Origin of the sequence: Pseudoalteromonas shioyasakiensis (assembly GCF_001550135.1) — a bacterium.
GTDB lineage: Bacteria > Pseudomonadota > Gammaproteobacteria > Enterobacterales > Alteromonadaceae > Pseudoalteromonas > Pseudoalteromonas shioyasakiensis.
Genome location: NZ_LRUE01000018.1, coordinates 85,018 through 110,754 on the forward strand (window position 1 = coordinate 85,018; position 25,737 = coordinate 110,754).

The 25,737-nt window shown below is 41.9% G+C and carries 25 protein-coding genes; 10 read left to right on the forward strand and 15 right to left on the reverse strand.

Features of this window, described 5'->3' with window-relative positions; translation table 11 throughout:
- Positions 1-54: 54 nt before the first annotated feature.
- Entirely contained in the window at positions 55-1,332 is a 1,278-nt protein-coding gene (locus PASHI_RS14235) for an outer membrane protein transport protein (RefSeq protein ID WP_054562718.1), read from the reverse strand.
- 336 nt (positions 1,333-1,668) lie between these two features.
- Between PASHI_RS14235 and PASHI_RS14240 the strand changes: the two genes are divergently transcribed.
- Positions 1,669-1,992 (forward strand): hypothetical protein, encoded by a 324-nt coding sequence (locus tag PASHI_RS14240; RefSeq protein ID WP_062566122.1) that lies wholly within the window; start codon positions 1,669-1,671, stop codon positions 1,990-1,992.
- Here PASHI_RS14240 and PASHI_RS14245 read toward each other — a convergent pair.
- From PASHI_RS14245 to PASHI_RS14290, 10 genes are all read right to left on the reverse strand, one after another.
- Complete coding sequence (locus PASHI_RS14245; RefSeq protein WP_054562720.1) at positions 1,952-3,169, reverse strand: cyclic di-GMP phosphodiesterase; 1,218 nt, start codon at positions 3,167-3,169, stop codon at positions 1,952-1,954. The genes PASHI_RS14240 and PASHI_RS14245 overlap by 41 nt on opposite strands.
- A 247-nt stretch (positions 3,170-3,416) precedes the next feature.
- Entirely contained in the window at positions 3,417-3,752 is a 336-nt protein-coding gene (rraB, locus tag PASHI_RS14250) for a ribonuclease E inhibitor RraB (protein WP_054552644.1), read from the reverse strand.
- Entirely contained in the window at positions 3,752-4,438 is a 687-nt protein-coding gene (locus tag PASHI_RS14255; RefSeq protein WP_082710947.1) for a 1-acylglycerol-3-phosphate O-acyltransferase, read from the reverse strand. The genes rraB and PASHI_RS14255 overlap by 1 nt, the downstream gene beginning before the upstream one ends.
- A gap of 165 nt (positions 4,439-4,603) precedes the next feature.
- Positions 4,604-6,901, reverse strand: a complete 2,298-nt coding sequence (gene parC, locus PASHI_RS14260; RefSeq protein ID WP_062566124.1) for a DNA topoisomerase IV subunit A — start codon at positions 6,899-6,901, stop codon at positions 4,604-4,606.
- Positions 6,902-6,911: 10 nt separating this feature from the next.
- Positions 6,912-8,012, reverse strand: a complete 1,101-nt coding sequence (locus tag PASHI_RS14265) for a PQQ-dependent sugar dehydrogenase (protein ID WP_058586580.1) — start codon at positions 8,010-8,012, stop codon at positions 6,912-6,914.
- 52 nt (positions 8,013-8,064) lie between these two features.
- Entirely contained in the window at positions 8,065-9,954 is a 1,890-nt protein-coding gene (gene parE / locus PASHI_RS14270) for a DNA topoisomerase IV subunit B (RefSeq protein WP_054552648.1), read from the reverse strand.
- Between the two features lie 33 nt (positions 9,955-9,987).
- Positions 9,988-10,548, reverse strand: a complete 561-nt coding sequence (locus PASHI_RS14275) for a YqiA/YcfP family alpha/beta fold hydrolase (protein WP_055021196.1) — start codon at positions 10,546-10,548, stop codon at positions 9,988-9,990.
- On the reverse strand, positions 10,533-11,315 hold the full coding sequence (locus PASHI_RS14280; RefSeq protein ID WP_062566125.1) for a metallophosphoesterase: 783 nt from the start codon (positions 11,313-11,315) through the stop codon (positions 10,533-10,535). Before PASHI_RS14280 ends, PASHI_RS14275 begins: the two co-directional genes overlap by 16 nt.
- Positions 11,302-11,760 carry a DUF1249 domain-containing protein gene (locus PASHI_RS14285; RefSeq protein ID WP_054562727.1) on the reverse strand — a complete coding sequence of 153 codons (459 nt, stop codon included), beginning with the start codon at positions 11,758-11,760 and terminating at the stop codon, positions 11,302-11,304. The genes PASHI_RS14280 and PASHI_RS14285 overlap by 14 nt, the downstream gene beginning before the upstream one ends.
- A 9-nt stretch (positions 11,761-11,769) precedes the next feature.
- On the reverse strand, positions 11,770-12,402 hold the full coding sequence (locus PASHI_RS14290; RefSeq protein WP_055197686.1) for an NUDIX domain-containing protein: 633 nt from the start codon (positions 12,400-12,402) through the stop codon (positions 11,770-11,772).
- A 150-nt stretch (positions 12,403-12,552) separates the two neighbouring features.
- On the opposite strand from PASHI_RS14290, the gene tolC reads away from it, so the two are divergent.
- The 3 genes from tolC to PASHI_RS14305 all read left to right on the forward strand — a co-directional run bounded on the left by tolC (position 12,553) and on the right by PASHI_RS14305 (position 15,562).
- A complete protein-coding gene (gene tolC / locus PASHI_RS14295) occupies positions 12,553-13,893 on the forward strand; it encodes an outer membrane channel protein TolC (RefSeq protein WP_062566126.1) in 1,341 nt (446 codons plus the stop codon).
- A 107-nt stretch (positions 13,894-14,000) separates the two neighbouring features.
- A complete protein-coding gene (gene lpxL / locus PASHI_RS14300) occupies positions 14,001-14,927 on the forward strand; it encodes an LpxL/LpxP family Kdo(2)-lipid IV(A) lauroyl/palmitoleoyl acyltransferase (RefSeq protein WP_062566127.1) in 927 nt (308 codons plus the stop codon).
- 59 nt (positions 14,928-14,986) lie between these two features.
- On the forward strand, positions 14,987-15,562 hold the full coding sequence (locus PASHI_RS14305) for a TcpQ domain-containing protein (RefSeq protein ID WP_054562731.1): 576 nt from the start codon (positions 14,987-14,989) through the stop codon (positions 15,560-15,562).
- Here PASHI_RS14305 and glnE read toward each other — a convergent pair.
- Positions 15,559-18,345 (reverse strand): bifunctional [glutamate--ammonia ligase]-adenylyl-L-tyrosine phosphorylase/[glutamate--ammonia-ligase] adenylyltransferase, encoded by a 2,787-nt coding sequence (gene glnE / locus PASHI_RS14310; RefSeq protein WP_062566128.1) that lies wholly within the window; start codon positions 18,343-18,345, stop codon positions 15,559-15,561. The genes PASHI_RS14305 and glnE overlap by 4 nt on opposite strands.
- Positions 18,346-18,417: 72 nt before the next feature.
- Here glnE and PASHI_RS14315 point away from each other — a divergent pair, with 72 nt between their 5' ends.
- The 6 genes from PASHI_RS14315 (at position 18,418) to ruvX (ending at position 22,679) form a co-directional block, all read left to right on the forward strand.
- Positions 18,418-19,311: a DUF350 domain-containing protein gene (locus PASHI_RS14315; RefSeq protein WP_054562733.1), complete on the forward strand. Its 894-nt coding sequence runs from the start codon at positions 18,418-18,420 to the stop codon at positions 19,309-19,311.
- 28 nt (positions 19,312-19,339) lie between these two features.
- Positions 19,340-19,801 carry a hypothetical protein gene (locus PASHI_RS14320; RefSeq protein ID WP_058586585.1) on the forward strand — a complete coding sequence of 154 codons (462 nt, stop codon included), beginning with the start codon at positions 19,340-19,342 and terminating at the stop codon, positions 19,799-19,801.
- 69 nt (positions 19,802-19,870) lie between these two features.
- A complete protein-coding gene (gene rsmE, locus PASHI_RS14325) occupies positions 19,871-20,605 on the forward strand; it encodes a 16S rRNA (uracil(1498)-N(3))-methyltransferase (protein ID WP_062566129.1) in 735 nt (244 codons plus the stop codon).
- 68 nt (positions 20,606-20,673) lie between these two features.
- Positions 20,674-21,627, forward strand: a complete 954-nt coding sequence (gene gshB, locus PASHI_RS14330; RefSeq protein WP_062566130.1) for a glutathione synthase — start codon at positions 20,674-20,676, stop codon at positions 21,625-21,627.
- A gap of 24 nt (positions 21,628-21,651) precedes the next feature.
- The gene (locus PASHI_RS14335; protein ID WP_054562737.1) at positions 21,652-22,209 is read left to right on the forward strand and encodes a YqgE/AlgH family protein; all 558 of its coding nucleotides are present in this window, start codon (positions 21,652-21,654) and stop codon (positions 22,207-22,209) included.
- Positions 22,210-22,229: 20 nt separating this feature from the next.
- The gene (ruvX, locus tag PASHI_RS14340; RefSeq protein WP_054562738.1) at positions 22,230-22,679 is read left to right on the forward strand and encodes a Holliday junction resolvase RuvX; all 450 of its coding nucleotides are present in this window, start codon (positions 22,230-22,232) and stop codon (positions 22,677-22,679) included.
- Here the strand turns inward: ruvX and PASHI_RS14345 are convergent.
- From PASHI_RS14345 to PASHI_RS14355, 3 genes are read right to left on the reverse strand one after another with little or no spacing between them, the layout of a single operon-like run.
- The gene (locus PASHI_RS14345) at positions 22,676-23,548 is read right to left on the reverse strand and encodes a hypothetical protein (RefSeq protein WP_244269404.1); all 873 of its coding nucleotides are present in this window, start codon (positions 23,546-23,548) and stop codon (positions 22,676-22,678) included. The two genes, ruvX and PASHI_RS14345, sit on opposite strands and share 4 nt — an antisense overlap.
- The gene (locus PASHI_RS14350; protein ID WP_054562739.1) at positions 23,549-24,682 is read right to left on the reverse strand and encodes a PilT/PilU family type 4a pilus ATPase; all 1,134 of its coding nucleotides are present in this window, start codon (positions 24,680-24,682) and stop codon (positions 23,549-23,551) included. It lies immediately after the preceding gene.
- 14 nt (positions 24,683-24,696) lie between these two features.
- Positions 24,697-25,737 (reverse strand): type IV pilus twitching motility protein PilT, encoded by a 1,041-nt coding sequence (locus PASHI_RS14355; RefSeq protein WP_054562740.1) that lies wholly within the window; start codon positions 25,735-25,737, stop codon positions 24,697-24,699.

Here is a 25,737-nt window from a genome sequence, read left to right on the forward strand (position 1 = left end):
GCGCTATAACATTGTTATAGCGCGGCTTTTTAATGCTCTGTAGCAGCGACTTTATTAAAATTTGTAGTTGTACTGAGCACCAATTAGAACTGCGTGACCTTTTGATTCATATTCCCATGAAACATCTTGGCCTAAAGAAGCAGCTAGGCTGTCTTTTTCAGAGAAGTTTTGTGTTTTACCACGAAGGATACTTACACCTAAGTCAACATTTGAGTTTTCGCTGAATGCGTAGTTACCACCAAACGAGAACCAGAAACGATCTGTATCAGGGATAGAGATTGAAAGGTGTGATTGGTCTGCTGGTGACTCATCGTATGCAATACCTGCACGAAGTAAAAGTGCATCGCTGTACTGGTAGTCAGTACCGATAGAGTAACGCATTGAATCAGAGAAGTTCTCTTCTTTAGAGAATACAGGCGTTTCAAGGCTTGGTGTATAAGCTTCTAATTTTTGGAAGCTGTCCCAACCAGTCCATAAGATGCTGTAGTGTACGCCTAGCTTCTTATCAAGTTGATGTGAACCAGAAAATTCAGCAATTGCTGGTAAAGTCAGTTTTAACTCACCCGGTACTGTAGTACCCGCTAAACCGCCAACTGCAGCTGGAAGTTGGTTTGAGTACTCGCCTTCAAAGTCGATATCTGTTTCACTGCGGTAGTTAAAACCAAAACGGTTGTTTTCGTCTAACTGATACATCGCACCAATGTTCCAACCAAAGCCGTAGTCGTCACCTTCAAGGTGAGCAATTTGCGTGCTAGCTGGTAAACCAAATGGATTAGTACCTGCATTACGAACAACTTTTGCATCAGCATAAACATAGTTTAAACCAAGACCTAAGCTGAACTGTTCGTTGATTTTATATGAAGCGCTTGCATTCATGTTAACGGTTACGATTTCAGTTTCACCCGCGATAGAGCCTGCAGCGTAGTCATCTTTAAACTCAGTTGAAAGACCGAAGTTTGAAAAAGCACCAAAGCCTAAAGACACTTTATCGTTTAAAGGCATTGTGAAGTAACCTGCAGGGATAAATGCAGATGGTGCGATGCTATCGTCATCGATAGAGCTTTCATCTAAGCCGTATGCAGCACTTTCGCCTTTTAAGCTTACATCTGGAATTACAGCAATACCTGCTACTGAGATTTGCTTGTCTTTGAATAAAGACATAAGTGCAGGGTTACGAGCAACAACTGATGCGTCATCTGCAACAGCTGCTTCACCAGCGTATGCGCGACCTAAACCTGAAACGTTTTGCTCTGCTAATTGGAAAGCTGCAGCGAAGCTGTCAGCAGAAACAACAGCAAGTGATGCTGCAATTAGTGTTTTAGTGAACTTCATAAATCTGTGTCCTCTTGCAAACTTGTGCGAAAGCTAATCCAACAATGAGGGCAACCTATTAGTTAAGCATAAAAGATTAGCGCTGTATGTTGGTATTAGATGTTTTATTCTAATGATTACAAACTTTCGAACATTACCTTAATTAAGATCAAAAAACTGTAATTTTTCGTTAGAAATAGGTAAAAAACCCGCATTTTAACAACAAGATAACAACTTATTAAAACTCATCAGAGCTCTGATTACAAAAACAACAAACAGTAGTAATTATCATTTGCATTGACATCTATTTCTTGTCCCTTTAGACTAAAAATAAAGGTTTTACTGTTGAGTTTGAGTATGGAAATCGTATTGATTATTGCGGCACTGATGTTATGCGGTGTGAGTGTTCATTATTTTTGTAAAGCAAACTATTGCGCGTGCACTAAAGCAGGTGATTGCGATAACCCAGTTAATCACTATTGGCTAGGCGCCATGCTGAGTGCTGTTTTATCACTACTGTTATGTTGTGTGGCCTTACATGTCGAAAAAGGCACATTGCTGTGGTTGGTATTAATGACGAGTTGTTTTAGTGGTGCATTTATATCAGCAAAACGCAGTGCCAAAAAACGCTGTGTTAAGTCTAAACAAGCAGATGCTCTTTTAACAAACGAGCCAAATTAAGCTGATAATCTAGAGGCTTAATGCTCGCGATAATTTTTAGTTCTTTTTCTACACTTAAATCGACATCTTTGGCAGTAATATGATGCTTATGCTTGGCATTATAGAAGATCTTTATTTTCGGCTTAATTGGGTTTTCGTGGTTACCTTCCATCACTAACGCCAAGCGCTCATTATTCAACTTCACAATCGTACCAACAGGGTGAACCCCTAGGCATTTAATAAAGCGTTGCACCAACTCAGAGTCAAACAATTGCTTATTGGCAAGTAAATAACGCAGCGCTGAGATTGGCTCTTCACCCATTTGATGCGGCCTGTCTGCAGTCATTGCATCATAAACATCGACGATTGCCATCATACGGGCTGCACGGCTCAGCTTTTCAGCTGCAATACCGCGAGGGTAACCTGTACCATCTAAACGCTCATGGTGATTCACTATCATATCGAGCATTAACGGCGTAATGCCCTTTTCACCTTTCACTAAACCTAAACTCTGCGCCACATGCTTTTTAACAACTTGCATTTCGTTGTCGTTCAAGGCACTTGGTTTAGACAATACACCTTGTGGCATTTTCGCCTGACCGATATCGTGCATCAATGCACCCATTGCCAGCTCTTTAATTGTCTTTTCTTTGTAACCTAGGTACTTAGCAAACACACTCACCAAAATAGCGGTGTTGATCATGTGCCGCCAGTTATAAATATGTTTATCTTTAAGGCGAGTTAAAATAGTTAAGGCATTGTGATTACGAAATACCGAGCTGACTATATCAACGGCGATATCATCAAGCACAGCGACATTCATCTTTAAACCCGATGTGATATCTGAGTAGAAACCTTGCAATTTTCGGCTGTGCTGCTCGTAATGCACGCTGGCTTTTAAAAACTCTTGTTGAACCGTGATCCCTTGTGGTGCTTCGTTAGCTGCAGGCTTTTGTTCAACCTTAGGTTTAGCCGGTTCAGGCTTTGGTTGGTATTTTTTAGGGAGTGCAACATCGCTTTGTGTAAAGTCGATGAGTAGCTCTTCAACCCCCTCAGAGATAAGGCGTTGAATAATGGTTTTATCACGCACTAAACCACGTGTTTTGATTTTAATACTATTTACATGCTCTTGTTGCTTACTGACACTGTCAACAAACATCCCTGGTACAAGTTCGGCAATGGGTAAGGTAATAAGCATATGTGAGCTTAGCGCATAAAAACATCGAGTTTTTTATTATCGCTAATTGATTACAAATGTCTATAGATTGGGTAGCGAATACGAAATAGGTATTAGAGAAGAGTTAGAAAGGGGAAAGTTAGAAAGGGGAAAGTTAGAAAGGGGAAAGTTAGAAAGAGTAAAGTTAGAAAGTAGCAACTCGCTAACTTTATCCCTGAAAGCTGACGGCTGATAGCTGACGGCTGATAGCTGACAGCTCTCTAGCTATTTATTCCTGAAAGTAAGTGCCCCAGCCGTCGTATTCAACGTCGGTTTGCTGAGCGAGTGCTTCTAACTTGTCTACGTCTTCCATAATGGCTTCTACGTCAAGTTCACACTCAACAACCACGTCAAAGCTCCACACTTTCTCGCCGTCTTCTAGCTCAAGTTCTGCAGGTTCTTCAACATCGTAACCTAGTTTAAAAGCGGCTAAAGCGGCTTGCTCTAACTTTTCAAAATTTTCGCTAACAAAGTGGTGTTCCACTTCATAAAGTACTTCAGGATCTGAGCCATCTTCAAGTAATGAAGTAACGATGTCTTCAGTAATTTCGCGCCAATTTTCCATTATTTGTTTCTCACTTGAGCATCTAATTCAGTTATTTTAGCAGCCATAATCTGATGAACATGTGAAGCATGGTCACGAGCAGATACGTCTTTATCAAGATAAATCGGCGCTAACATTTCGAGGTAAATTGTACCATTATCCCAGCGATTTAGCTTAATAGTTTTGTGCGTTGTACTCATACAAACTGGCACTACTGGCACATCAGCACTCATTGCTGTGTGAAATGCCCCTGTTTTAAAAGGCAATAAACCACGACCATAGCTTCGCGTACCCTCAGGAAACATCCAAACCGATAGACCTTTTTGTTTTATTTTCTCAGCTGATTTAGAAATTGTGCCTGCTGCTTTTGAACGGTTAGCGCGGTCAATTAAGATATTTCCCGATAACCAATACAGCTGACCAAAAAACGGGATCCATTTGAGGCTTTTTTTACCTAGGCTTACGCAGTTCTCCGGCACCATGGCAGGTAAAGTGAATAGGTCATAGTTATTTTGATGATTTGCTACATAGACAGCGGGGCCAATATTTTTTGGAGTCTCGTGATATTTAAGCTCTAGTTTGACACCTAAAAGTTTAGCTACCTTGCAAAACCAACCCGCAATAATATGCACGTTATTAGTATGAAACGGCTTAACGATGCATAAAAGCAGCCCAAAAACACAGCTTAAAACAATGAATAACGCCATGAAAATTATGCGAAAAATAGCTAACAAACGAATTCTCCTCGTACTAATCAGCGCGCATTATAACGTGAAAAATACCATTTCCATAGCTTTAAGCGCACATGTGTACGCTTAAAATTTCATAACGTTTTAACAATAAAAAGGCCTGCAATTGCAGGCCTCTGGTTTTTACTCTGTTACTTCGCTTGGCGACTCATCACTATCATCTGTTTGAGTCACTTCGACTACAGCCTCATCAACTCGCTGCAGACCACGGGGTAATTTGTTACCACGTCTACCGCGTTCACCATGATAATGCTCAAGATCAGTCGGTTTCAGTGTCAGTTTTCGTTTACCTGCATGCAGGGTTACGCTACTGCCCGCAGGCACCACAGCCAGTACTTTTACAAACTCTTCACGGGCTTGCACTTTCGCACTTGGGATAGAAATAATCTTATTTCCTTTACCCTTACTAAGTTTAGGTAAATCACGCAGTGGGAATAACAACATGCGGCCTTCGTTAGAAATTGCCATACAGTAATCTGTTGCTACATCAGTTACTCTAATTGGCGCGAGTAATTCACCGCCTTTAGGAACACTGACCAGCGCTTTACCGTTTTTGTTTTTACTCACCAGATCTTTAAAGTCGCTTATAAAGCCATAACCTGCATCTGAGGCCATTAACAACACTTGGTTGTCTTCTGCCATCACCACATGCTCAAAGTTGGCTCCTGCGCTTAGGTTAAAGCGCCCTGTCATTGGCTCACCTTGGCTTCGAGCTGAAGGTAAACTGTGTGCATCAGTAGCAAAAGCACGACCACTTGAGTCTAAGAACACTGCAGGCTGGTTACTTTTACCTCGCGCTGAGGCTTTATAGCTGTCGCCTGACTTATAACTTAGCCCTTCAACATCTAAATCATGGCCTTTACCAACACGTGCCCACCCTTTTTCAGATAGCACAACGGTCACTGACTCTGAGGGGATAAGGTCTTTTTCACTTAACGCTTTCGCTTCAACACGTTCAACAACTGGTGAGCGACGATCATCGCCATACATTTCAGCCGCTTCTTGAATTTCTTTTTTCATCAAGGTCGACATACGACGCTCTGAACCAAGCGTTTGCTCTAGCTTGTCACGCTCAAGAGCAAGCTCATCCTGCTCACCTTTAATCTTGAACTCTTCAAGTTTTGCTAAATGACGTAGTTTTAACTCTAAAATCGCTTCCGCTTGAATATCAGTTAAACCAAAACGCTCCATTAATACAGGCTTTGGTTTATCTTCAGTACGGATAATTTCGATAACTTCATCAATATTTAAAAAGGCCGTTAATAAACCTTCTAAAATATGTAAGCGAGCTAATACTTTATCTAAACGGTGCTGTAAGCGGCGGCGAACTGTTTCACGGCGGAACGTTAACCACTCGGTTAAAATACTACGTAAATCTTTAACTTGCGGACGACCATCAAGGCCAAGCATGTTTAAGTTTACGCGGTAGTTCTTTTCTAAATCTGTAGTTGCAAATAAGTGTGCCATTAATGGCTCAGCTTTAATGCGGTTTGAGCGCGGTACAATCACGATACGAGTTGGGTTTTCGTGATCAGATTCGTCACGTAAATCAGCAACCATTGGCAATTTTTTAGCATTCATCTGCGCTGCAATTTGCTCAAGTACTTTTGCACCTGAACACTGATGAGGCAGCGCGGTGATCACTATATCACCTTGCTCTTCAGTGTAAATTGCACGCATCTTGATAGAGCCACGTCCGGTTTGATAAATCTTACGAATATCGTCTTTCGGTGTGATGATCTCAGCTTCTGTTGGGTAGTCAGGCGCATGCACTAACTCAAGCAACTCTTCGATTTCTGTCTTTGGCTTATCAAGTAATAAACAACAGGCACTAGCAACTTCACGCACATTGTGTGGTGGAATATCGGTTGCCATACCTACTGCAATCCCCGTTACACCATTAAGTAAGATGTGTGGTAAACGCGCAGGTAACACCATTGGCTCATCAAGTGTACCGTCAAAGTTTGCGGTCCAATCGACAGTGCCTTGACCCAGTTCTTTTAGTAGAACTTCTGAGAACTTAGATAAACGCGCTTCGGTGTAACGCATTGCAGCAAATGATTTAGGGTCATCGGCTGCACCCCAGTTACCTTGACCGTCCACCAGCGGGTAGCGGTAAGAAAACGGCTGCGCCATTAACACCATCGCTTCGTAACAAGCACTATCGCCATGGGGGTGGTATTTACCCAGTACATCACCCACGGTACGGGCTGATTTTTTATATTTTGCTTGCGCCGATAGCCCCAGCTCGCTCATTGCATAGATGATACGACGCTGTACAGGCTTAAGACCATCACCTACATGAGGTAAAGCACGGTCCATGATGACGTACATTGAGTAGTTTAAGTAGGCGTCTTCAGTAAAGCGCCCCATTGTTTGTTGTTCTACGCCTTGCATCAGCAAGGTATCTGTATCACTCATTAACGCTTACCTATTTTTTCTTAGCACTAACGCGATAGATCACATTAGCAAAGTCGTCTGAGATCAATAAGCTGCCATCTGCAAGTTCTGCAAATGCAACCGGGCGACCAAATGTTTCTTCGTTTTGCATAAAGCCTGTGATGAACGGGGTGTAATTAGTAATACGACCTTGTTCAACATTTGCTAGCATCACTTTATAGCCTGATTTTTTACTACGGTTCCACGAACCATGCTCAGCAACAAAAAGCTGCTCTTTGTATTTAGCAGGGAACTGCTTACCGTTATAAAAATGAATACCTAGAGGAGCAACATGAGCACCAAGTGCAAGGGCTGGCGATTTGTAGTCAGCAATACTTTTACCTTTGCCAAACTCAGGGTCTAAAATCGCCCCAGCGTGAACATAAGGGAAACCATAATGCGCGCCCTCTTCACCTTCACCAACACGGTTAATTTCACAAGGTGGCATGTCATCGCCCATCATGTCACGGCCGTTATCACTAAACCAAAATGCATTCGTTGTTGGGTGATAATCAAAACCAACTGAGTTACGAACACCTTTGGCGATGGTTTTAATTTCTTTTGTATCCACATCTAACGAGAAGATACGGCCATATTTGTCGTCTTCCGCACAAATGTTACATGGTACACCCACTGGCACAATTAGCTCACCGGTTGGCGCAAAACTAATAAACTTCCAACCATGGTGACGATCAGTCGGAAACTTGTCGTATACCACGTCAAATTTAGGATCTTTTAGGTTTTTATCTACGTCTTTAAAACGAATGATACGTGACACTTCAGCCACATATAAATCACCATCTTTAATTGCTAAACCTGATGGCATTTCAAGGCCAGTAGCAATGACAATCTTTTTATCTGCAACACCATCACTGTTGTGGTCAATCAGTGCATAAACATTACCTGCTTTACGCGAACCTGCGTAAACAATGCCTCTTTTTGATACCGCAATTTGACGCGCGTTTTCAACATCATCGGCAAACAGGCTTATAGAAAATCCATCAGCAACTGTTAATTTATCAAGAATATCTTTTGCCATTACAGGCGCTGATAACAAGCTCAGCGATAATAATGAGGTCAGTAGTTTTTTCATTTTTGTCTTGCCCTTTAATTCTTTGCTAGCAACTAGGTTGCTACACCCTTTATTAAACTTCTGCGCGGTTACCGTGATCTTCTAACCATTGGCGACGGTCTGACGAACGTTTCTTCGCAAGTAACATATCCATCATTTCCATGGTTTGCTCTTCTTCGTCTAAGGTTAATTGCACTAAACGACGCGTATTAGGATCCATGGTGGTTTCGCGTAATTGTAACGGGTTCATTTCACCTAAGCCTTTGAAGCGTTGAACATTAACCTTACCGCGTTTTTTCTCAGCTTCAATGCGCGCTAAAATACCGTTCTTTTCGTCTTCATCAAGGGCGTAGTAAACCTCTTTACCAATGTCGATACGAAATAGCGGCGGCATAGCTACATACACATGGCCTTGTTTGATAAGCGATGGAAAGTGGCGAACAAACAGCGCACAAAGCAAGGTAGCAATGTGCAATCCATCCGAGTCAGCATCGGCCAAAATACAAATTTTGTTATAACGCAGACCAGATAAATCACTTGAATCAGGGTCAATACCCAAAGCGACAGAAATATCATGCACCTCTTGCGATGCTAAAATCTGCCCAGATTCAACTTCCCAGGTATTTAAGATTTTACCGCGCAGCGGCATAATTGCTTGGAACTCACGGTCGCGCGCTTGTTTTGCTGAGCCACCCGCTGAGTCACCCTCTACTAAAAACAGTTCAGTACGGTCATTATCTTGGGCGCTACAGTCAGTTAATTTACCCGGTAATGCAGGGCCTGAGGTAACACGCTTTCGCACAACTTTTTTAGCGGCACGTAAACGGCGCTGCGCATTTGAGATACATAACTCAGCTAATAATTCTGCCGTTTCTGTATGCTCGTTTAACCATAAACTAAATGAGTCTTTCACTACACCAGATACAAATGCAGCACATGAGCGAGATGAAAGCTTCTCTTTTGTTTGGCCTGCAAATTGTGGGTCTTGCATTTTAACCGATAATACGTAGCTACAGCGCTCCCAAATATCATCTGGCGTTAACTTTACACCACGCGGTAATAAGTTTCTGAATTCGCAGAATTCACGCATAGCTTCAAGCAAGCCTTGGCGTAAACCATTAACATGTGTACCGCCTTGTGCAGTAGGAATTAAGTTTACATAACTTTCAGCGATTGATTCACCGCCTTCAGGTAGCCAAACAACCGCCCAGTCAGCACCTTCTGTTGAACTTGAAAAGTCACCAATAAACGGCTCTTTTGGTAATACTTCAAAACCTTTAACTGCTTCAACTAGGTAATCTTTTAAGCCAGTTTCGTAATACCACTCTTGGCTTTCTTTGGTTTGCTTGTTGGTAAACTTAATGCGCAGGCCTGGGCATAATACTGCTTTGGCTTTTAATAAGTGATTAAGCTTAGTGATAGAAAAATTAGCTGAGTCAAAATAGCTCGCATCAGGCCAAAAACGCACGGTTGTACCTGTGTTACGCTTACCTACAGTGCCAATGACGTTTAAGTCTTCAACCTTGTCACCGTTTTCAAAGGCCATACGAAATTGCTGCGCATCACGGCGCACAGTGACTTCAACACGAGTCGATAGCGCATTTACAACCGAAATACCTACACCGTGTAAACCACCAGAAAACTGATAGTTTTTATTAGAGAACTTACCACCGGCGTGCAGCTTGGTAAAAATAAGTTCCACACCCGGAATACCTTCTTCAGGGTGAATATCAATTGGCATACCACGGCCATCATCGATAACCTCAAGGGAGTTATCTTCATGAAGGATGACATCTATTTTAGTGGCATGACCTGCCATTGCTTCATCGACACTGTTATCGATAACTTCTTGACCTAAATGATTAGGTCGAACCGTGTCGGTATACATACCTGGGCGGCGTTTTACGGGCTCTAATCCGTTTAAGACTTCAATTGCTTCGGCGTTATAATTTTGCTGACTCATAGTTTTTATATCTTTTATGCGCTTAGCTATGTTTTACGTGATTTTAAGAAAATCTACAATACTTGCAAAGGTTTGTTCGAAGCCGATAAAACTATGATCGCCTCCAAATTCAACGTGTTGCTTACACTGAGAATAATATTTAACCGCCTGCTGAAACGGCAGTACTTCATCGCCCGTTTGCTGTAGCAAATAAATCAATGAAGGGGTGTCTAATTGCGGCAAATATAAACTGCGCAATGCATCCATGTGACGAGTACCAAGTTCATAGTGACTGTCTTGATACGGGTTATAGTTTTCCCCTAAATAGTTATCGAGTAACTCAAATGGGCGAACCGCTGGGTTAATAACCACCGCAGGGATCGAATAACGTTGCGACAAATAGGTCGCATAAAAACCGCCTAATGAACTACCTAATAATACAGTATCATCATTTAGCAGTTGTTCTAATTGTAAAATTGCATGTAATGGCTCATGAGTTAATCGCGGCACCTGATAATCGACATCAAATTGCGCCATGTGCTCACCAAAACGAACTGCTTTGTAAGATTGCTCAGAGCTATTAAAGCCATGAATATAAATTACTCGTTTAGCCATACTACATCCGTGCTTAACAGTAAGTTTTGTTGCTCATCAATTATTAAGTCGATGATTCGAAATGCGGGGCCTAAATCCTCTTGCTGCCACGCCATAGTGTGTTTGGTAAACTGTATTGAACTGGCAGGTGTCGCATACACACTAAGGTTACGGTAGGTTTGCGTGTACTCATGATGCACATGACCATGAAATACCCCCACACACTGCTCAGTATTAACACAGGTATTTAAAAACTGTGGGCCATTTTCTAGCATATGTTTATCTAAGTAGGCTTGAATAGGCAGCGGGTTATGATGACAAAACACCACGCTAGGTACCTGCCCTACCGCTTGGCTTAATTCATCTAAATGCGTTTGTGTTACCCAACCTGCTGGCGTCGGGCCTTTTGAGTTTGCCAACAGCAACTGCCCACCTAAAAAGGTAATGCGCTTATTGTTTAAAATTTGCGGGCTTGTAAGCTTTTCATATTCAACGAGTTCATCATGATTACCCGGCAACCAAAACACCGGACAACTCAGCGCTGAGTCTGCTATTAACTTAGCAAAAAGCTGGTAAGACTCAGTGCTGTGATCTTGTGTTAAATCACCACCAAATACCACACAATCCACATCGAGCTCAGCAATAGCCTGTAAACAACGCCCAAAATACGCTGCCGTATTTACGTTAAAGTATTCACCCGTTGTGTATTTTGATAAGTGGCAATCAGTGATATGGGCAACTTTCAGTGCTGTTTTATCAAAATGGTAGGCGTTACTAAACCAAGCCATTATTTACATCCCAATTTAAAACTGCTCGGCCGTTTTCAACACAAGCCACCAGCCAGTCATATAAGAAGGCGTTAAGCTGATATTTTTCATCTTTTTGATGCATATTCGGATTTGGGTAAGCATAGGAAGGCTTGATGCGCTGATGAAAATCATGATGCACAATTTCAGCGACTTTCGCATCATGATACATGCGCACAGTTAAATACAATGGCTTAACCGAAGGTAAATGACCGGCTTCTTGTTTGATAGAAATATCTGTGGTGTATTTTGCTGTATCGTCAACTTTAACCGCAAAAGTGCTGTGCCCTAATTGTACCTTTCGTTCCTGACCTATACGGCGCTCATTAGGTAATAGCTTGAGCGCACGCACGTAATTATGCTCACACAAAGTTAAGTACTTAGGTAAGCTTTGAATATAACGCTGCTGGGCACTGACGTACGACAAAATAATCCCCTATGAGTTTTTCCAATCAGACAGTATACGTTGCTTATTCAGTGCTAACCACTGTAATGAGATAACTGTCGCTGCATTATCAATTTCCCCCTGTTCTAGGCGCAGCATAGCTTCATCGTATGACATTACATGGGTTTTGATATCTTCATCTTCATTATCAAGGCCAAAAATACCGCCTTGATACCCTGCTAAGTCAGTGCGCGCTAAATATAAATACAAACGTTCAGTGGTGCCGCCGGGGCTTGAAAGATACGACATCATAAATTCCAGCTCGTTAAGCTCAATTCCCGCTTCTTCGAACGCTTCGCGCTTCGCTACATCTTCATAATCAGTACTGCCATCTGCCATGCCTGCAATACACTCAAGTAACCAAGGTGACTGTTTTGATGCGAGTGCCCCGATTCTGATTTGTTCGATTAACAAAACTTGGTCAGTCGCAGGGTCATAAGGAAGTACAGCAACAGCATGGCCGCGCTCTAAAATTTCGCGTTTAACTTCTACTGATTTGCCACCAGCAAACAATGCATGATGAAAGCGGTAAGTATTAATTTTAAAGAAACCATCATAAACACGCTCAATCGGCTTTAACTCTATGTCATCATGATTAAATTGTGAGATTGCTGATATTTTCATTCACTATTTCCTTTGCGTTTTAAGTAAATGTTACGGCCAATTATATTCTGTTACACTTGGACATGCAGATTTACGTAATTTTTTTTTGGTTATTCATTAAAAAAGAGTACCATGGTCACAGTACAAAATTGTCTAAGGACTGAACGAACAATGAAAAAAACACTACTCGCTGCGCTGATCGGTTTTTCAAGCGCACTGACTGCAACAGCTAGTTATGCTGAAGACTTACTACAAGTTTACGAGATTGCGACAGCAAACGATCCTACCGTACTTAAAGCAAAAGCCCAAGCAGATGCACAAGCCTATGAGAGCGATCGCGCGTTAAGTGCACTATTACCACAAATTGGTCTAAGTCTTGGTTACCAATCAACCAAATCAGATCTTTACGAGGGTAATGATGCAACGGGTTATACAGGTTATGACTATGACCCTGATGAATTTAGCCGTGGTATTAGCTTAAGCCAAACACTGTTTGATTTAGGTGCGTGGAATTCACTGGGTATTGCAGATAAACAAGCATTACAAGCAAACGCTCAGTATGATTTTGCTCGCCAAGACTTAATCGTTCGTGTAGCTGAGGGTTACTTCAATGTACTAAGTGCAATCGATAACCTTGAGTTTGTTCAAGCAGAAAAACGTGCCATCGAGCGCCAATTACAACAAACTAAAGAGCGTTATGCCGTAGGTTTAACTGCAATCACTGACGTACACGAAGCGCAAGCTCAGTACGATAACTCTGTTGCACAAGAAATCGTTGCTAAGAACAGTGTTGAAACAGCGCGTGAGCAACTTCGCGAAATCACTGGTAAATACCACGCGAAATTAGACATGTTGAATACTGAAACGTTTTCAACAGTTGCACCTAAAAAGCAGTCAACTGACTACATTGAAATTGCAAAAGACCAAAACTTAAATCTGCAAGTTTCAAAAGTAACGGTTGATATTGCTAAAGATCAAATCGATTTAGCAAAAGCTGGTCACTATCCGAAGCTAACATTAAGCGCTTCATACGGAGACAGCCTAACTGATCTAAACAGCAACTCACACCAACCACGCGAAGACAGTGCAAGTATTGGTGTTAACTTCAGCCTACCTATTTACTCAGGTGGTGCAACAACAGCAGCGACAGATCAAGCACGCGCTTTCTATGTTGCGGCAAGTGAAGATTTAGAAGCAAGCTTACGTGCAGTAACTCGCTCGGTTATCACATCGTACAACCAAGTAGTGTCTGACATTGCTACTTATAAAGCGCTACAACAAGCTGTTGTTTCTGCTGAAAGTGCGCTTAAAGCAACTGAAGCAGGCTTTGAAGTTGGTACACGTACTATCGTAGACGTACTGATCAGCACGCAAAACCTTTACAATGCAAAAAGTAATTTAGCAAACGTTCGTTACCGCTATGTTGTTTCAACACTTCGCTTGAAACAAGCTGCTGGTACACTAACTAGCGAAGACCTTGTTGCAATTAACCAAGGTTTAAAAGAAATCTAAGCATTTCTTCTATAAAGTCCTTATCGTAAAGCCAGCCTCGTGCTGGCTTTTTTGTATTTTTATAGACATACAGTTAAACTAGCTTTTTTATTTTTAGAGATTTTTTTGTGGTTAGTTCTTCTCCTTTTAAAGCGTCTTTTTTAGGCCCTCGTTACTGGTTAACTTGGATTGGCGTGTTCTTTTTATATCTTATCTCTTGGTTACCACATAAATTACAATTAGCACTTGGAAAACTGCTTGGTCGTCTAGTACACCGTTTTATGAAACGTCGTCGCCACATCGCGGAGGTAAATATCCGTTTATGTTTTCCTGAAATGCCAGAGCATGAACAACGCGAATTAGTTCGTAAAAATATGGAAAATACCGGTATTGCAATGATGGAAACCGGCATGGCTTGGTGGTGGCCCCAATGGCGAATCAATAAAGTGTTTGGTTCTGTTAAAGGCCTAGAACACTTTGAAAAAGCTCAGCAATCAGGTAAAGGTGTGCTGTTACTTGTGCCACATTTTTTACACCTAGAAATGGCGAGCCGTATTATGGGTGTAAAACACCAAGGTATTGGCTTTTATCGCCCGCATAACAACCCTTTAATGGAATATTTCACGACTAACGGTCGTCTTCGTTCTAACGAATACTTAATTGGCAAAAAAGATGTTAAAGGCTTACTGCAAGCGCTTAAAAATAAAAAGGTTTGCTACTATTTGCCAGATCAAGATTACGGCCGTAACCGCTGCGAATTTGCGCCTTTTTATGCGGTAAAAGAAGCAGCAACAACAACAGGAACGCTGTTATTTTCAAGTAGCCGTAACTGCGAAACAGTAAGCTTAACGAGCCGTCGTGATGAAGAGGGCCGCTACCATCTAGAGGTATTACCTGCACTTGAAAACTTCCCAAGTGGCGATGACCTTGCAGACGTTACCCACGTAAATCAGCGTATGGAACAAGCTATCGATTTAGCGCCTGAGCAGTATATGTGGCTTCACCGTCGCTTTAAAACTCGCCCAGATAAGAATGCACCTTCTTATTACAAGTAGAGTGACATTTTGCTGTTTGTATGGTTTTATAAAGCTAATCAACAACAAGAGTATTAGAAATGTGGTTTTGGGTTAAGCATTTATCATTAGCTGTTATTTTGATTGCTGCTGCTATTTACTTTTTATTTGGTAGTGGTCCAGTAATGGACATTAAAGATACCAAAAATGCTGCAGCGCAAGGATTATCGCGCTTTTATGCGGCGCTACGTAACCAAGTAAATAACAAGAATAATGAGCGCGATAAATACGTTCTTAAATTACCTACGCCAGAAACCAGCTTAGATGTCGCACTTTTTGAACGCGAAAAGGTCGTAGAGCCTTCATCACCTAACTGGACTGGTGATATTCAACCGCGCCGATTTGAAAACGGTAACACCTTAAAAGATGTACTCTCTGACTATGCCCGTCACGAAGATATCGTACTGTACTGGTATTTAAGCAAAGACTATGTTGTAAAAGATCATTTTCGTGTTGATAGTAACTTTGTTTCAACCCTTTATCAGGTTGGCCGCGCCATCAACGATGATTTCGAAAATGAGGTTTACACCTATTTTTGCTTTAAGCAAAGAGCCGCAGTTATCACTGAGCTGCCCTCTGCTTATGTGCGCGAAAACTGCCGTCGCTTAAAAAGCTAAAACACCTGCTGCCACGCCTGACTTACTAAGTCGATGTGCTGAGTTAACTCAGCACGAGGCGCACAGCGTCCCTGCTGATTCAAACTCATTACATGATAACGTGAACGATAGGCAATATACGCAGCCACTAATTCTTGCTGCATTTGCTCAGTAATACAGCCTAAACGTGCAGCATCAGCTAAAATACGAACATTGTCAGACCAGGTCGTTAGCTCAGAGTGCTGCATAGCATTATTTAGCACCAGATACTGAGTGATAAACTCAATATCTGTGATACCGCCCCTATCTTGCTTTAAATCAAACAGATCATCATTGCCTTTAGCAAGGTGAGCACGCATTTTTTCGCGCATCTCAACGACATCAGTCTTTAGCTTCTCATTATCGCGGGCTTGGCACAAAACGTCTTTGCGGATTTGTGCAAAACGCTCTCGCAACGAATCTTGCCCATAAATCATGCGTGAACGAACCAAAGCTTGATGTTCCCAGGTCCATGCTTGAGTTTGCTGATAGTGGTAGTAACTTTCTAAATTAATAGCTAGTAAACCCGATGCCCCTTCAGGACGTAAACGAGTATCAAGCTCATACAATATGCCTGACGCAGTTCGCGTGTTGAATAGATGCATTAAACGCTGCGCAAGCTTTAAGTAAAACTGACGCGAGTCAATCGACTTATCACCATCGGTATAACTGCTGCCATCGTGGTTATGCACAAATACCAGATCTAAGTCTGAATCGTAGCCAACTTCAAAGCCGCCAGTTTTACCGTAAGCAATAACCGCAAAGCCCTTTTCTTGATCTGAGGTATTCGCTGGCCGACCAAAGCGCTCAACACATGCATGCCATGCAATATTGACCGCTTGCTCTACAATAGCCTCAGCAAGCGCAGTAAGATGATCACTTACCTTCATCACACTCAGTACACCGGTTGCATCGGCTGCTGCAATGCGTAACTGATGCGTTTGTTTAAACTGACGAAGTGCTTCCATTTGCAGCTCTAAGTCGCCATGCTCAATACGTAAGAAATACTGCCTAATTTCATCTTTGTAAGCAGATAAAGGCGTTGGTTTATAGAGCACCTGCGGATCTATCAGCTCATCAAGTAAAATTGGGTAACGAGAGATATGCTCGCCAATCCATTTACTATGGCAGCAAAGTGCTACCAGTTGATTTAAGGCACCTGGGTTTTCGTATAACAGCTCTAGGTAAGCAGTTCGTGAGATGATCTTGTTGAGCACTTGGCAGATCATGGTAAAAGCATCGCTACTGGCTTTTGTAACTGTTAGCTGTTTAAGTAAAAGGGGCATTAATTTATCGAGGATATCACGACCTCGACTGCCAATTTTCGCCTTAGTTAAGCGCGCTTTAAAATCTTCAAGCGCCGCTTGCCAGTCAAGATTCGGCTCACACATTAGGCTTACATCTGTCATTTCCCAAGCGCTAATGTACTCACTTTCACACGGATCCGCTGTTTCGCTTTCAAAGCCAATCACTTGTTCAAACTCACCATGGACTTGAGACATGGTCTGCTCAATGCTAGTTAAACACTGATCAAAATCATCTTTATTGAGCAAATAGCATAAACGTTGCTGGTTTAACTCGTCATCAGGTAGGGTTTGCGTTTGCTTATCATCGAAAATCTGTAGGTACTGCTCAATTTGACGTAAGTCTAAATAGTTTTGTGTTAATAACTCAGCTTCTTTATTCGACATCACTTGGTTGTTAACCAGCTCTTTTAAAGCAATTAGCAGTGACTGAGTTTGTAGGTTAGCTTCACGGCCGCCTCGAACCATTTGTAGCGCTTGCACCACAAACTCCACTTCTCGAATGCCGCCTGCACCTAATTTGATATTGTTTGTAAGGCGCTTTCGGCGTACCTCTTGGGCAATCATTTGCTTCATTTTACGCAGCGATTCAATCACCGAAAAATCAATATAGCGGCGATAAACGAACGGCCGTAGCAATTCATAAAATTCATCCCAATAACGGTTTTCAGTACCAATTAATCGTCCTTTTAGCATGGCGTAGCGTTCCCACTCACGTCCTTGCTCTTGATAATAATCTTCCATTGCATGAAAGCTCATTACCAAAGGCCCACTTTCACCAAATGGGCGCAGGCGCATATCGACTCGAAATACTTGGCCATTTACCGTGGTCTGGTTAAGCGCCATAATTAGCTTTTGCGCCACTTTGGTATAAAACACCTGGGCTTCAATGGAGCGGCGCCCCCCTTGCGTTGCAACATCGCGAGGATAAGAAAAAATTAAATCTATGTCAGATGAGTAGTTAAGCTCTCCCCCACCAAGTTTGCCCATACCTAAAACTAACATTGGCATTGCATTACCGTCATCATCAAGCGGCATACCACTGACTTTAGCTACCTGCGCAAAGGCCCACTGATTAGCACTATCGATAAGCTGGTTTGCAAGGGCCGAGATATAAGCGATGCTATCGGCAATTGGGTTTGCACAGCACAAATCAAGAAAAGCCACTTTCAACCAGTATTTTTCTCGATACAAACGTAGCTTTGCCAGCGCAGCATTGTCATCCAGTTCATTGATTTCAGAATTACTTAACGGAGTTTCAACTGCACGATTAGCAAGCTCCTTATCATCAAGTAACCAGTCTTTTAAATCAGGCTGAGATTGTAAGCAGTTCCACGCAAAATCACTTAAAGACAGCAAGTTAATAATTTCTTGTTGCTCAGTTTGCCCCTCATACAAGCTCGCGAAGCGGGTTTGGCCTAACTGATGAAGTGACTCGGGAAGCGCGTGTAAATTACTCATTAAATACTCTCTTTTAACTTGCCAATAACCGTACTAGAATGATTATCAAAGAATTATTTAGCAGGGACCTGCATGTCATATTTATCACTATCTAACACTAGTTTAGTCGCGATTGCTATTAGTTTCGCTGTAATTTGCGTCACTATAGTACTGCTACGTATTCTAACGCAAATCAAAGCAAAACAAGCGCTTAAAGAAGAGCTTGCGCAACATGATAACTTTGCCATGGGGATCAGCTTTGCCAGCGAAATTATGGTCGTTATAGCCACCATCGCTTATATATTCGATGAAATTAGCTTAAGTGCAGCCCAATCTAATCCGCTAAAAGTACTTTTACTCATTGTGCTGTTATTTGCCTTTATAAAAATAGGTCATTTAATTCATCGTAAATGGATTTTGCATCGCTTTAATGAAGAAGCAGCCATACTCAAACAAAATGTTTGCGCCGCCTTGGTCGATTCAGGCATGTTAATCGCTAACTGCATTATCGCTCTTGGCCTTTATAACTGGTGCCATACCCAAGGTTACAGCAGCTTATTGATCGCCACTGTGAGCTTTTTTGTGCTGCAAGGTATGTTTGCCCTTGATAGTAAAATTCGTGAATACCGCTTTGCAAAAGCCAACCAAGGTGCATCACTACAAAGTAACTTTAACCTTGAAAATACCTCTATTGGCATTCGCTACGCAGGTAAGTCTATCGGCCTAGCACTTGCGGGCTATGCTGGTCTTGCCAGTGCATCATTTATTAGTGGTAAGATGGTAGAAAATTTATTCACTCTAGTATCTCATTGCGGTGCAATGTGGGTATTGTTATATATTTTGAGCTACATTATTAAATATATCTCTCTACCTAATATCGACACATCGTTAGAAGTAGATCACCAAGATAACATTGGCATAGCCTGTATAGAGTTTGCCGTTTTCGGTGCAATAGGCTATTTACTAATAAGTATGTTTTCAATTTGATACGGAAGTATTTGAATCGTGAGGCATTATGCCCTTTAAAGTTAATAATTATTTATTAGTTGATATAGATGATGAGTTTAGCCGCGCATTTGCTCAGCACTACTTTGCAAATGCCGAAAATTCGACTCTAGTTGTGGCTGGCGCTAATAGCCGCCATATGGTTAAACTCATGTTTGATCAACTCGTTAAAGATTATTGCTATTGCGATTTTAGTAATGAAATTAGTGTCTCAGAACTCGCCAGCTATTTACATGAACACCACGATATTCAAGGTGTACTGATTAATCACACCGACTATCAGCTGGCGAATGATGCTCAAAAGTTTATTTATAACTCACTGCACAAAATACGTTACTTAGTGCAACAAGATGGACATAGCTTTAGTTTTACACCTTGCCCGGATGCTGCTCACATTAACCACCTTTCTTGCCAATCTGAGATTGCCGAAACCACTGCAGATGTTTTAAGTGCCAAAGACGAATTTAAATAACAAATAAATAATTGCACCTAAGCCGCTGTATACTTACCATATTGCTAAATTTATTGATAAGTGACAGCCATGCGAGTTCCACATATTTACCAACCTTCAGCGATTTCTTTAAACACCCCAGTAGCACTTGATGATGATGCAGCAGGTCATGTTGGCCGTGTATTGCGTATGCAAGTCGGTGATAAGGTTTCGATTTTTAATGGTGAAGGAGGTGAATACCTCAGTGAAATTATTGAAGTCAGCAAAAAAAATGTCGTCGTTGAGCCTCAGGAATTTGTTGATCATGATGTTGAATCGCCTTTAAAAATTCACTTGGGCCAAGGCATTTCTCGTGGCGATAAAATGGATTTCACTATTCAAAAATCTGTTGAACTGGGTATCACAGAAATCACCCCAATTTTTAGCCAACGTTGTGGCGTAAAACTAAGCGGCGATCGCCTTTCTAAAAAACATCAACAATGGCAAAAAATTGCAATTGCCGCTGCAGAGCAATCAGGCCGTAATTTTGTGCCTGTTGTACACCCTCCTATCGATATAAAAGAGTGGCTAGAACAAGCAAGTGAGGCGATTAAACTTACTTTGCACCCACGTGCTGAGCACAGTATTAAAACTATTCAAGTACCAAACGAAGGAGTGCGCTTTTTAGTCGGCCCAGAAGGTGGATTTACCGATGCAGAAATTGACATTGCTAAACAGCAAAACTTTGTTGATATTCGCTTAGGCCCACGTGTTCTAAGAACAGAAACAGCCGCTCTGACGGTATTGAGCGCTTTACAATTACAGTTTGGCGATTTAGCGAATTGAAAACCGTAAAAATACCCATATATCAAAGTAACAAAACATAGTATGGCATACGATTCTAAGGCAAAAATATGGCAATTAAGCTAGGCATAATCTCTGATCCAATTAGTGGCTTTAATATTAAAAAAGACACTGGCTTTGCAATGATGATGGAAGCGCAAAAGCGCGGTTACGAAATTTACTACATGGAAATGGATGACCTTTCTCTACGTCAAGGTCAAGGCTTTGCAACAGCCGCCAAAGCCCGTGTGTTTGATGATGTAAATCACTGGTATGAATTAGAAGAAAAAGCCACCATTGCTTTAGCAGATTTAGACGTTATTTTAATGCGTAAAGATCCGCCTTTTGATACTGAGTACATCTACGCTACCTATATTTTAGAGCGTGCTGAGCAAGCTGGCACGCTTATAATCAATAAGCCGCAAAGCTTACGCGATGCTAACGAAAAGCTATTCACAGCTTGGTTTAGCGAACATACGCCAGATACTTTAGTAACACGTAGCCAAGCAGACATTCGTGCATTTTTAGCTGAGCATAAAGATATTATTTTAAAACCGCTAGATGGTATGGGTGGTGCATCTATCTTTAGAGTTAAAGAAGATGATGCCAATATTGGTGTGATCTGCGAAACGCTAACCGAACATGGTAGTCGTTTTGCAATGGCACAAAACTATATTCCTGAAATCAAGCAAGGCGATAAACGCGTACTTGTGGTTGATGGTGAAGTAATGCCGTATTGCCTAGCTCGTATCCCACAAAATGGCGAAACGCGCGGTAACTTGGCAGCAGGTGGTAGAGGTGAAGCACGCCCGATTAGCGATTCAGACCGTAAAATTGCAGAGGCTGTAGCACCTACGCTGAAAGAAAAAGGCCTTATTTTTGTTGGTCTAGATATCATTGGCGACCGTTTAACTGAAATCAATGTCACTGCGCCAACGTGTGTAAAAGAGATTGAAGCCGCTTATGACATTTCAATCACTGGTCACTTATTTGATGCCATTGAAAGAAAACTGAGCCATACTTAAATTAAACAACAAAAGGGGCGACCTATGCAGTCATTAGAGAATCACTTCTTAATCGCAATGCCGAGCATGCAAGACCCTTTTTTTAAGCGTGCTGTCACTTACATTTGTGAGCACAATCAAGATGGTGCGATGGGCTTGGTAATTAACCAGCCTATCAATATCACCGTGGGCGAGCTACTCGATAAAATCGAAATTGATAACGACAAAAGCAAGCAAGCTGCAGGTTTAGCTGTGTACGCAGGCGGACCTGTAAAAACCGATCGCGGATTTGTTTTGCACTCACCAAAACCAGGTTATGCAGCGAGTCAAAAACTTAGTAGTGATATTATGATCACCACTTCAAAAGATGTGTTAGCAAGCCTGACTACGAGTGAAGCACCTGAACAATTTATTATCACACTGGGTTATGCTGGTTGGGATCAAGGACAGCTAGAGCAAGAACTGCTAGAGAATTCATGGTTAATTATCAAAGCAGATCCTGAGATCATCTTTAACACACCCGTTGAAAAACGCTGGGAAAAAGCCGTTTCTATGCTGGGTTTTGATATCGGGCAATTAAGCTCTGAAGCTGGCCACGCCTAACATTTATAAATTTTAAGACTATGACAAAACGAACTTTTAAGCCACTCGGTGAACGCACCGTAATGGGTTTTGACTTTGGCACCAAAAGTATTGGTATTGCCATTGGTCAAGAACTCACTGGAACAGCATCAAGCTTACAAGCTGTAAAAGCGAGAGATGGGATCCCTGATTGGCAACTTATTAAAAAACAGGTGGATGAGTGGCAACCAGATTTAATGGTGGTTGGTTTACCGCTTAATATGGACGGCACCAATCAAGAAGTTACCTTTAAAGCCAAGAAGTTCGCTAACCGCTTACATAACCACTTTGCTATACCGGTTGAAACGCAGGACGAACGACTAACAACAGCAGATGCCAAAGCCCGTTTATTTGAACAAGGTGGCTACCGAAACCTTGGTAAAGGTAATGTTGATAATATGTCAGCGGTGATCATCTTAGAAAGCTTTTTTGAGCAGTTTTATGGCGACTAAGGCGCTTTATTAATCACCGTATAGTTGTTTAAATCTGGAATGAAGCCTGCCTCTCGGTAGGCTTTTTCAATTGCGCCTGTTTTACGAAGCTGCGCAAGCCCTTTTTGAATTGCAACAAAGGCCGCTTTTCCATCGGGGTGACTCTTCGAAATAATAAAATGACGGCTATCATTAAGCTGGAGCACTAGGTTTGGCACAGCTACCAGTTCAATGTTTTCTAATGTGTAGCGATTATTGAGGCTAGGCATTAAGGGCATCATCATAAAATCAACCCACTGCATCGATACAGTGCGGACTTGCCCAAGCCACTCATCTTCTCTGAGCAACTCTTTTAAGGGCAGAGCAGATAACGTTTGCCAATCGGTTTGCCAGCGTGGCGTTGACACTGCGGTTAATTGTTTAAAGTCAGCAAGCTGTTTTACTTGCTGCACTTTCTTATTGTTCGGTGAAGTAAATATGCCCGCGTAATACTCACCATTTCGAATCACAGGGTCAGAGATATATACCGACTCAACTAGCTGCTTTGCATCAACAGACCAAACACTATCGAAGCTTAATAGTAGCTGGCCATCTTCTAACAGCTTGGTATTGCGATAATTAACATTACCTTTGTGATAACGAAATGGCTTGGTAAAACCGCCTAAACTCAGTGCTTGTTGAGCTATGATCATATCGACCACATCACGGCGAATGTAAGCACCACTAAAGTCTTTAACTTCAAGAGGTTTGCGACCATTCAAAAAGCGACTGTAATCGTCATAAACATCATCGCGAATAAAAATAACCACACTTTTATTATCATTGCCATATACCTGAAAGGTACTCAGCAATAAAAATAACCAACCGATTAAATTTACTCGCAAACACATTTATTCGTCACTCTTTCCATCAAGACCATCGATAGTCACGCCTTGTAAGAAGCCCGCACCACTTTGTTCATTGTTTTGCAGCTTAATCATTAGGCGTAAGTCATTTGGCGAGTCAGCATGGTGTAACGCATCAGCGTAGTTAATACGGCGCTGTTTATAAAGCTCAAATAAGGCTTGATCAAAGGTTTGCATGCCCATTTCTTTCGATTTAGCCATGGTTTCTTTGATAGAGCCAATATCACCACGCTTGATGAGCTCTGCCACCATAGGTGAATTAAGCAAAATCTCGATAGCAGCAACACGCCCTTCCCCATCGGAAGTTGGCACCAACTGCTGCGCAACAATGGCGCGAAGGTTAAGTGCTAAGTCGTACTTTAACTTATCGTGCTTTTCTTTTGGTACTAAGTGCATGATACGGTCAATGGCTTGGTTGGCATTATTCGCATGCAGTGTCGCCACACACAAGTGACCCGTTTCGGCAAAGCTGAGTGCGTATTCCATGGTTTCTTGTGAACGGATCTCACCAATTAAGATCACATCAGGTGCTTGACGTAACGAGCTTTTTAGAGCTGATTCAAAGCTTTCAGTATCCAAACCAACTTCACGTTGGGTAATGATGCTTTTACGATGCTCGTGAACAAATTCGATAGGATCTTCAATGGTAAGAATATGACCACGCTGATTGCGGTTACGATAACCTAACAGCGCAGCAAGCGAGGTTGACTTACCTGTGCCGGTACCACCTACAAACAGCACTAAACCACGTTTTGCCATAATCACGTCTGTTAATGTTGATGGCAAACCTAGTTCGTTGACATCTGGGATTTGCGTTACGATACGGCGAATAACCATACCCGCTCTATCACGCTGCCAAAAAGCAGAAACACGGAAACGTCCTTCATCAGTTGCAATTGCAAAGTTACACTCTTTACTGTCATGAAATTCTTTGCGCTGTTTGTCGTTCATTGCTGACTCGACCAAAGCAAGTGAATCCTCATCAGAGAGTTTTTCATCGCTTAAAGGTATTAATTCACCGTTTACTTTTGCACTGACAGGCAGCTGGCTCGAAACAAACAAGTCTGAGCCTTTTTTGTCGATCATAACTTGTAAAAAATGATTTAAAGGTAAAGACATTTTAAATAGCTCCGTTAACCACCAAATTGGGTTTTATCTTGCGCTTTAGCTCGCGCATCATTGGTTGTAATAATGCCGTAGTTAACTAAGTTTGCTAAACATTGATCCATGGTCTGCATACCATGCGATGCACCGGTTTGAATTGATGAATACATTTGTGCAATTTTATCTTCACGGATCAGATTTCGGATTGCAGGAATACCTATCATGATCTCGTGAGCTGCAACTCGGCCACCGCCCACTTTTTTAAGTAAAGTTTGCGAGATTACGGCACGTAATGATTCTGACAACATTGAGCGTACCATGTCTTTTTCTTCACCTGGGAATACGTCAATGATACGGTCGATAGTTTTAGGTGCAGAGGTAGTATGCAAGGTACCAAACACCAAGTGACCTGTTTCTGCCGCAGTCATCGCTAAGCGAATTGTTTCAAGGTCACGCAGCTCACCCACTAAGATTACATCCGGATCTTCACGTAGTGCACTTCTAAGCGCATTAGAGAAGCTATGCGTATCGCGGTGTACTTCACGCTGGTTAATAAGGCTCAGTTTATTCTCGTGTACGAATTCGATTGGATCTTCGATAGTTAAAATATGGTGATGCTTATTTTGGTTAATATAATCAACCATCGCCGCTAATGTGGTTGATTTACCAGAACCCGTTGGCCCGGTGACTAGCACCAAACCACGTGGATTATCGGAAATAGTTTTAAAAATATCAGGCGCACCTAAATCATCCAGCGTTAAAACATCACTTGGGATAGTACGAAACACCGCCGCAGGGCCACGGTTTGAATTAAATGCGTTAACACGAAAACGCGCAAGGTTTGGTACTTCGAAAGAAAAATCCACTTCGAGATTTTGTTCGTAGTCCTTACGCTGATTATCGTTCATAATATCGTATACCAGACTATTTACATCTTTTTGTTCTAATGCTGGAATATTAATACGACGCACATCACCATCAACACGTATCATAGGTGATACGCCTGATGACAAGTGTAAATCCGAGGCTTTGTGTTGCACACTAAAGGCCAATAATTCGGTAATATCCAT

Bases quoted from the DNA above. Each gene is read 5' to 3' on its own strand.
- PASHI_RS14315 (WP_054562733.1), top strand. From the start codon at position 18,418: ATGTCATATTTATCACTATCTAACACTAGTTTAGTCGCGATTGCTATT.
- ruvX (WP_054562738.1), top strand. From the start codon at position 22,230: ATGACAAAACGAACTTTTAAGCCACTCGGTGAACGCACCGTAATGGGT.
- PASHI_RS14240 (WP_062566122.1), top strand. From the start codon at position 1,669: ATGGAAATCGTATTGATTATTGCGGCACTGATGTTATGCGGTGTGAGT.
- tolC (WP_062566126.1), top strand. From the start codon at position 12,553: ATGAAAAAAACACTACTCGCTGCGCTGATCGGTTTTTCAAGCGCACTG.
- rraB (WP_054552644.1), bottom strand. From the start codon at position 3,752: ATGGAAAATTGGCGCGAAATTACTGAAGACATCGTTACTTCATTACTT.
- PASHI_RS14355 (WP_054562740.1), bottom strand. From the start codon at position 25,737: ATGGATATTACCGAATTATTGGCCTTTAGTGTGCAACACAAAGCCTCG.
- parE (WP_054552648.1), bottom strand. From the start codon at position 9,954: ATGAGTCAGCAAAATTATAACGCCGAAGCAATTGAAGTCTTAAACGGA.
- PASHI_RS14290 (WP_055197686.1), bottom strand. From the start codon at position 12,402: ATGAAAATATCAGCAATCTCACAATTTAATCATGATGACATAGAGTTA.
- PASHI_RS14245 (WP_054562720.1), bottom strand. From the start codon at position 3,169: ATGCTTATTACCTTACCCATTGCCGAACTTGTACCAGGGATGTTTGTT.
- rsmE (WP_062566129.1), top strand. From the start codon at position 19,871: ATGCGAGTTCCACATATTTACCAACCTTCAGCGATTTCTTTAAACACC.
- PASHI_RS14350 (WP_054562739.1), bottom strand. From the start codon at position 24,682: ATGTCTTTACCTTTAAATCATTTTTTACAAGTTATGATCGACAAAAAA.
- PASHI_RS14265 (WP_058586580.1), bottom strand. From the start codon at position 8,012: ATGAAAAAACTACTGACCTCATTATTATCGCTGAGCTTGTTATCAGCG.
- PASHI_RS14320 (WP_058586585.1), top strand. From the start codon at position 19,340: ATGCCCTTTAAAGTTAATAATTATTTATTAGTTGATATAGATGATGAG.
- PASHI_RS14255 (WP_082710947.1), bottom strand. From the start codon at position 4,438: ATGGCGTTATTCATTGTTTTAAGCTGTGTTTTTGGGCTGCTTTTATGC.
- gshB (WP_062566130.1), top strand. From the start codon at position 20,674: ATGGCAATTAAGCTAGGCATAATCTCTGATCCAATTAGTGGCTTTAAT.
- PASHI_RS14275 (WP_055021196.1), bottom strand. From the start codon at position 10,548: ATGGCTAAACGAGTAATTTATATTCATGGCTTTAATAGCTCTGAGCAA.
- parC (WP_062566124.1), bottom strand. From the start codon at position 6,901: ATGAGTGATACAGATACCTTGCTGATGCAAGGCGTAGAACAACAAACA.
- PASHI_RS14235 (WP_054562718.1), bottom strand. From the start codon at position 1,332: ATGAAGTTCACTAAAACACTAATTGCAGCATCACTTGCTGTTGTTTCT.
- glnE (WP_062566128.1), bottom strand. From the start codon at position 18,345: ATGAGTAATTTACACGCGCTTCCCGAGTCACTTCATCAGTTAGGCCAA.
- PASHI_RS14345 (WP_244269404.1), bottom strand. From the start codon at position 23,548: ATGTGTTTGCGAGTAAATTTAATCGGTTGGTTATTTTTATTGCTGAGT.
- PASHI_RS14305 (WP_054562731.1), top strand. From the start codon at position 14,987: ATGTGGTTTTGGGTTAAGCATTTATCATTAGCTGTTATTTTGATTGCT.
- PASHI_RS14335 (WP_054562737.1), top strand. From the start codon at position 21,652: ATGCAGTCATTAGAGAATCACTTCTTAATCGCAATGCCGAGCATGCAA.
- PASHI_RS14280 (WP_062566125.1), bottom strand. From the start codon at position 11,315: ATGGCTTGGTTTAGTAACGCCTACCATTTTGATAAAACAGCACTGAAA.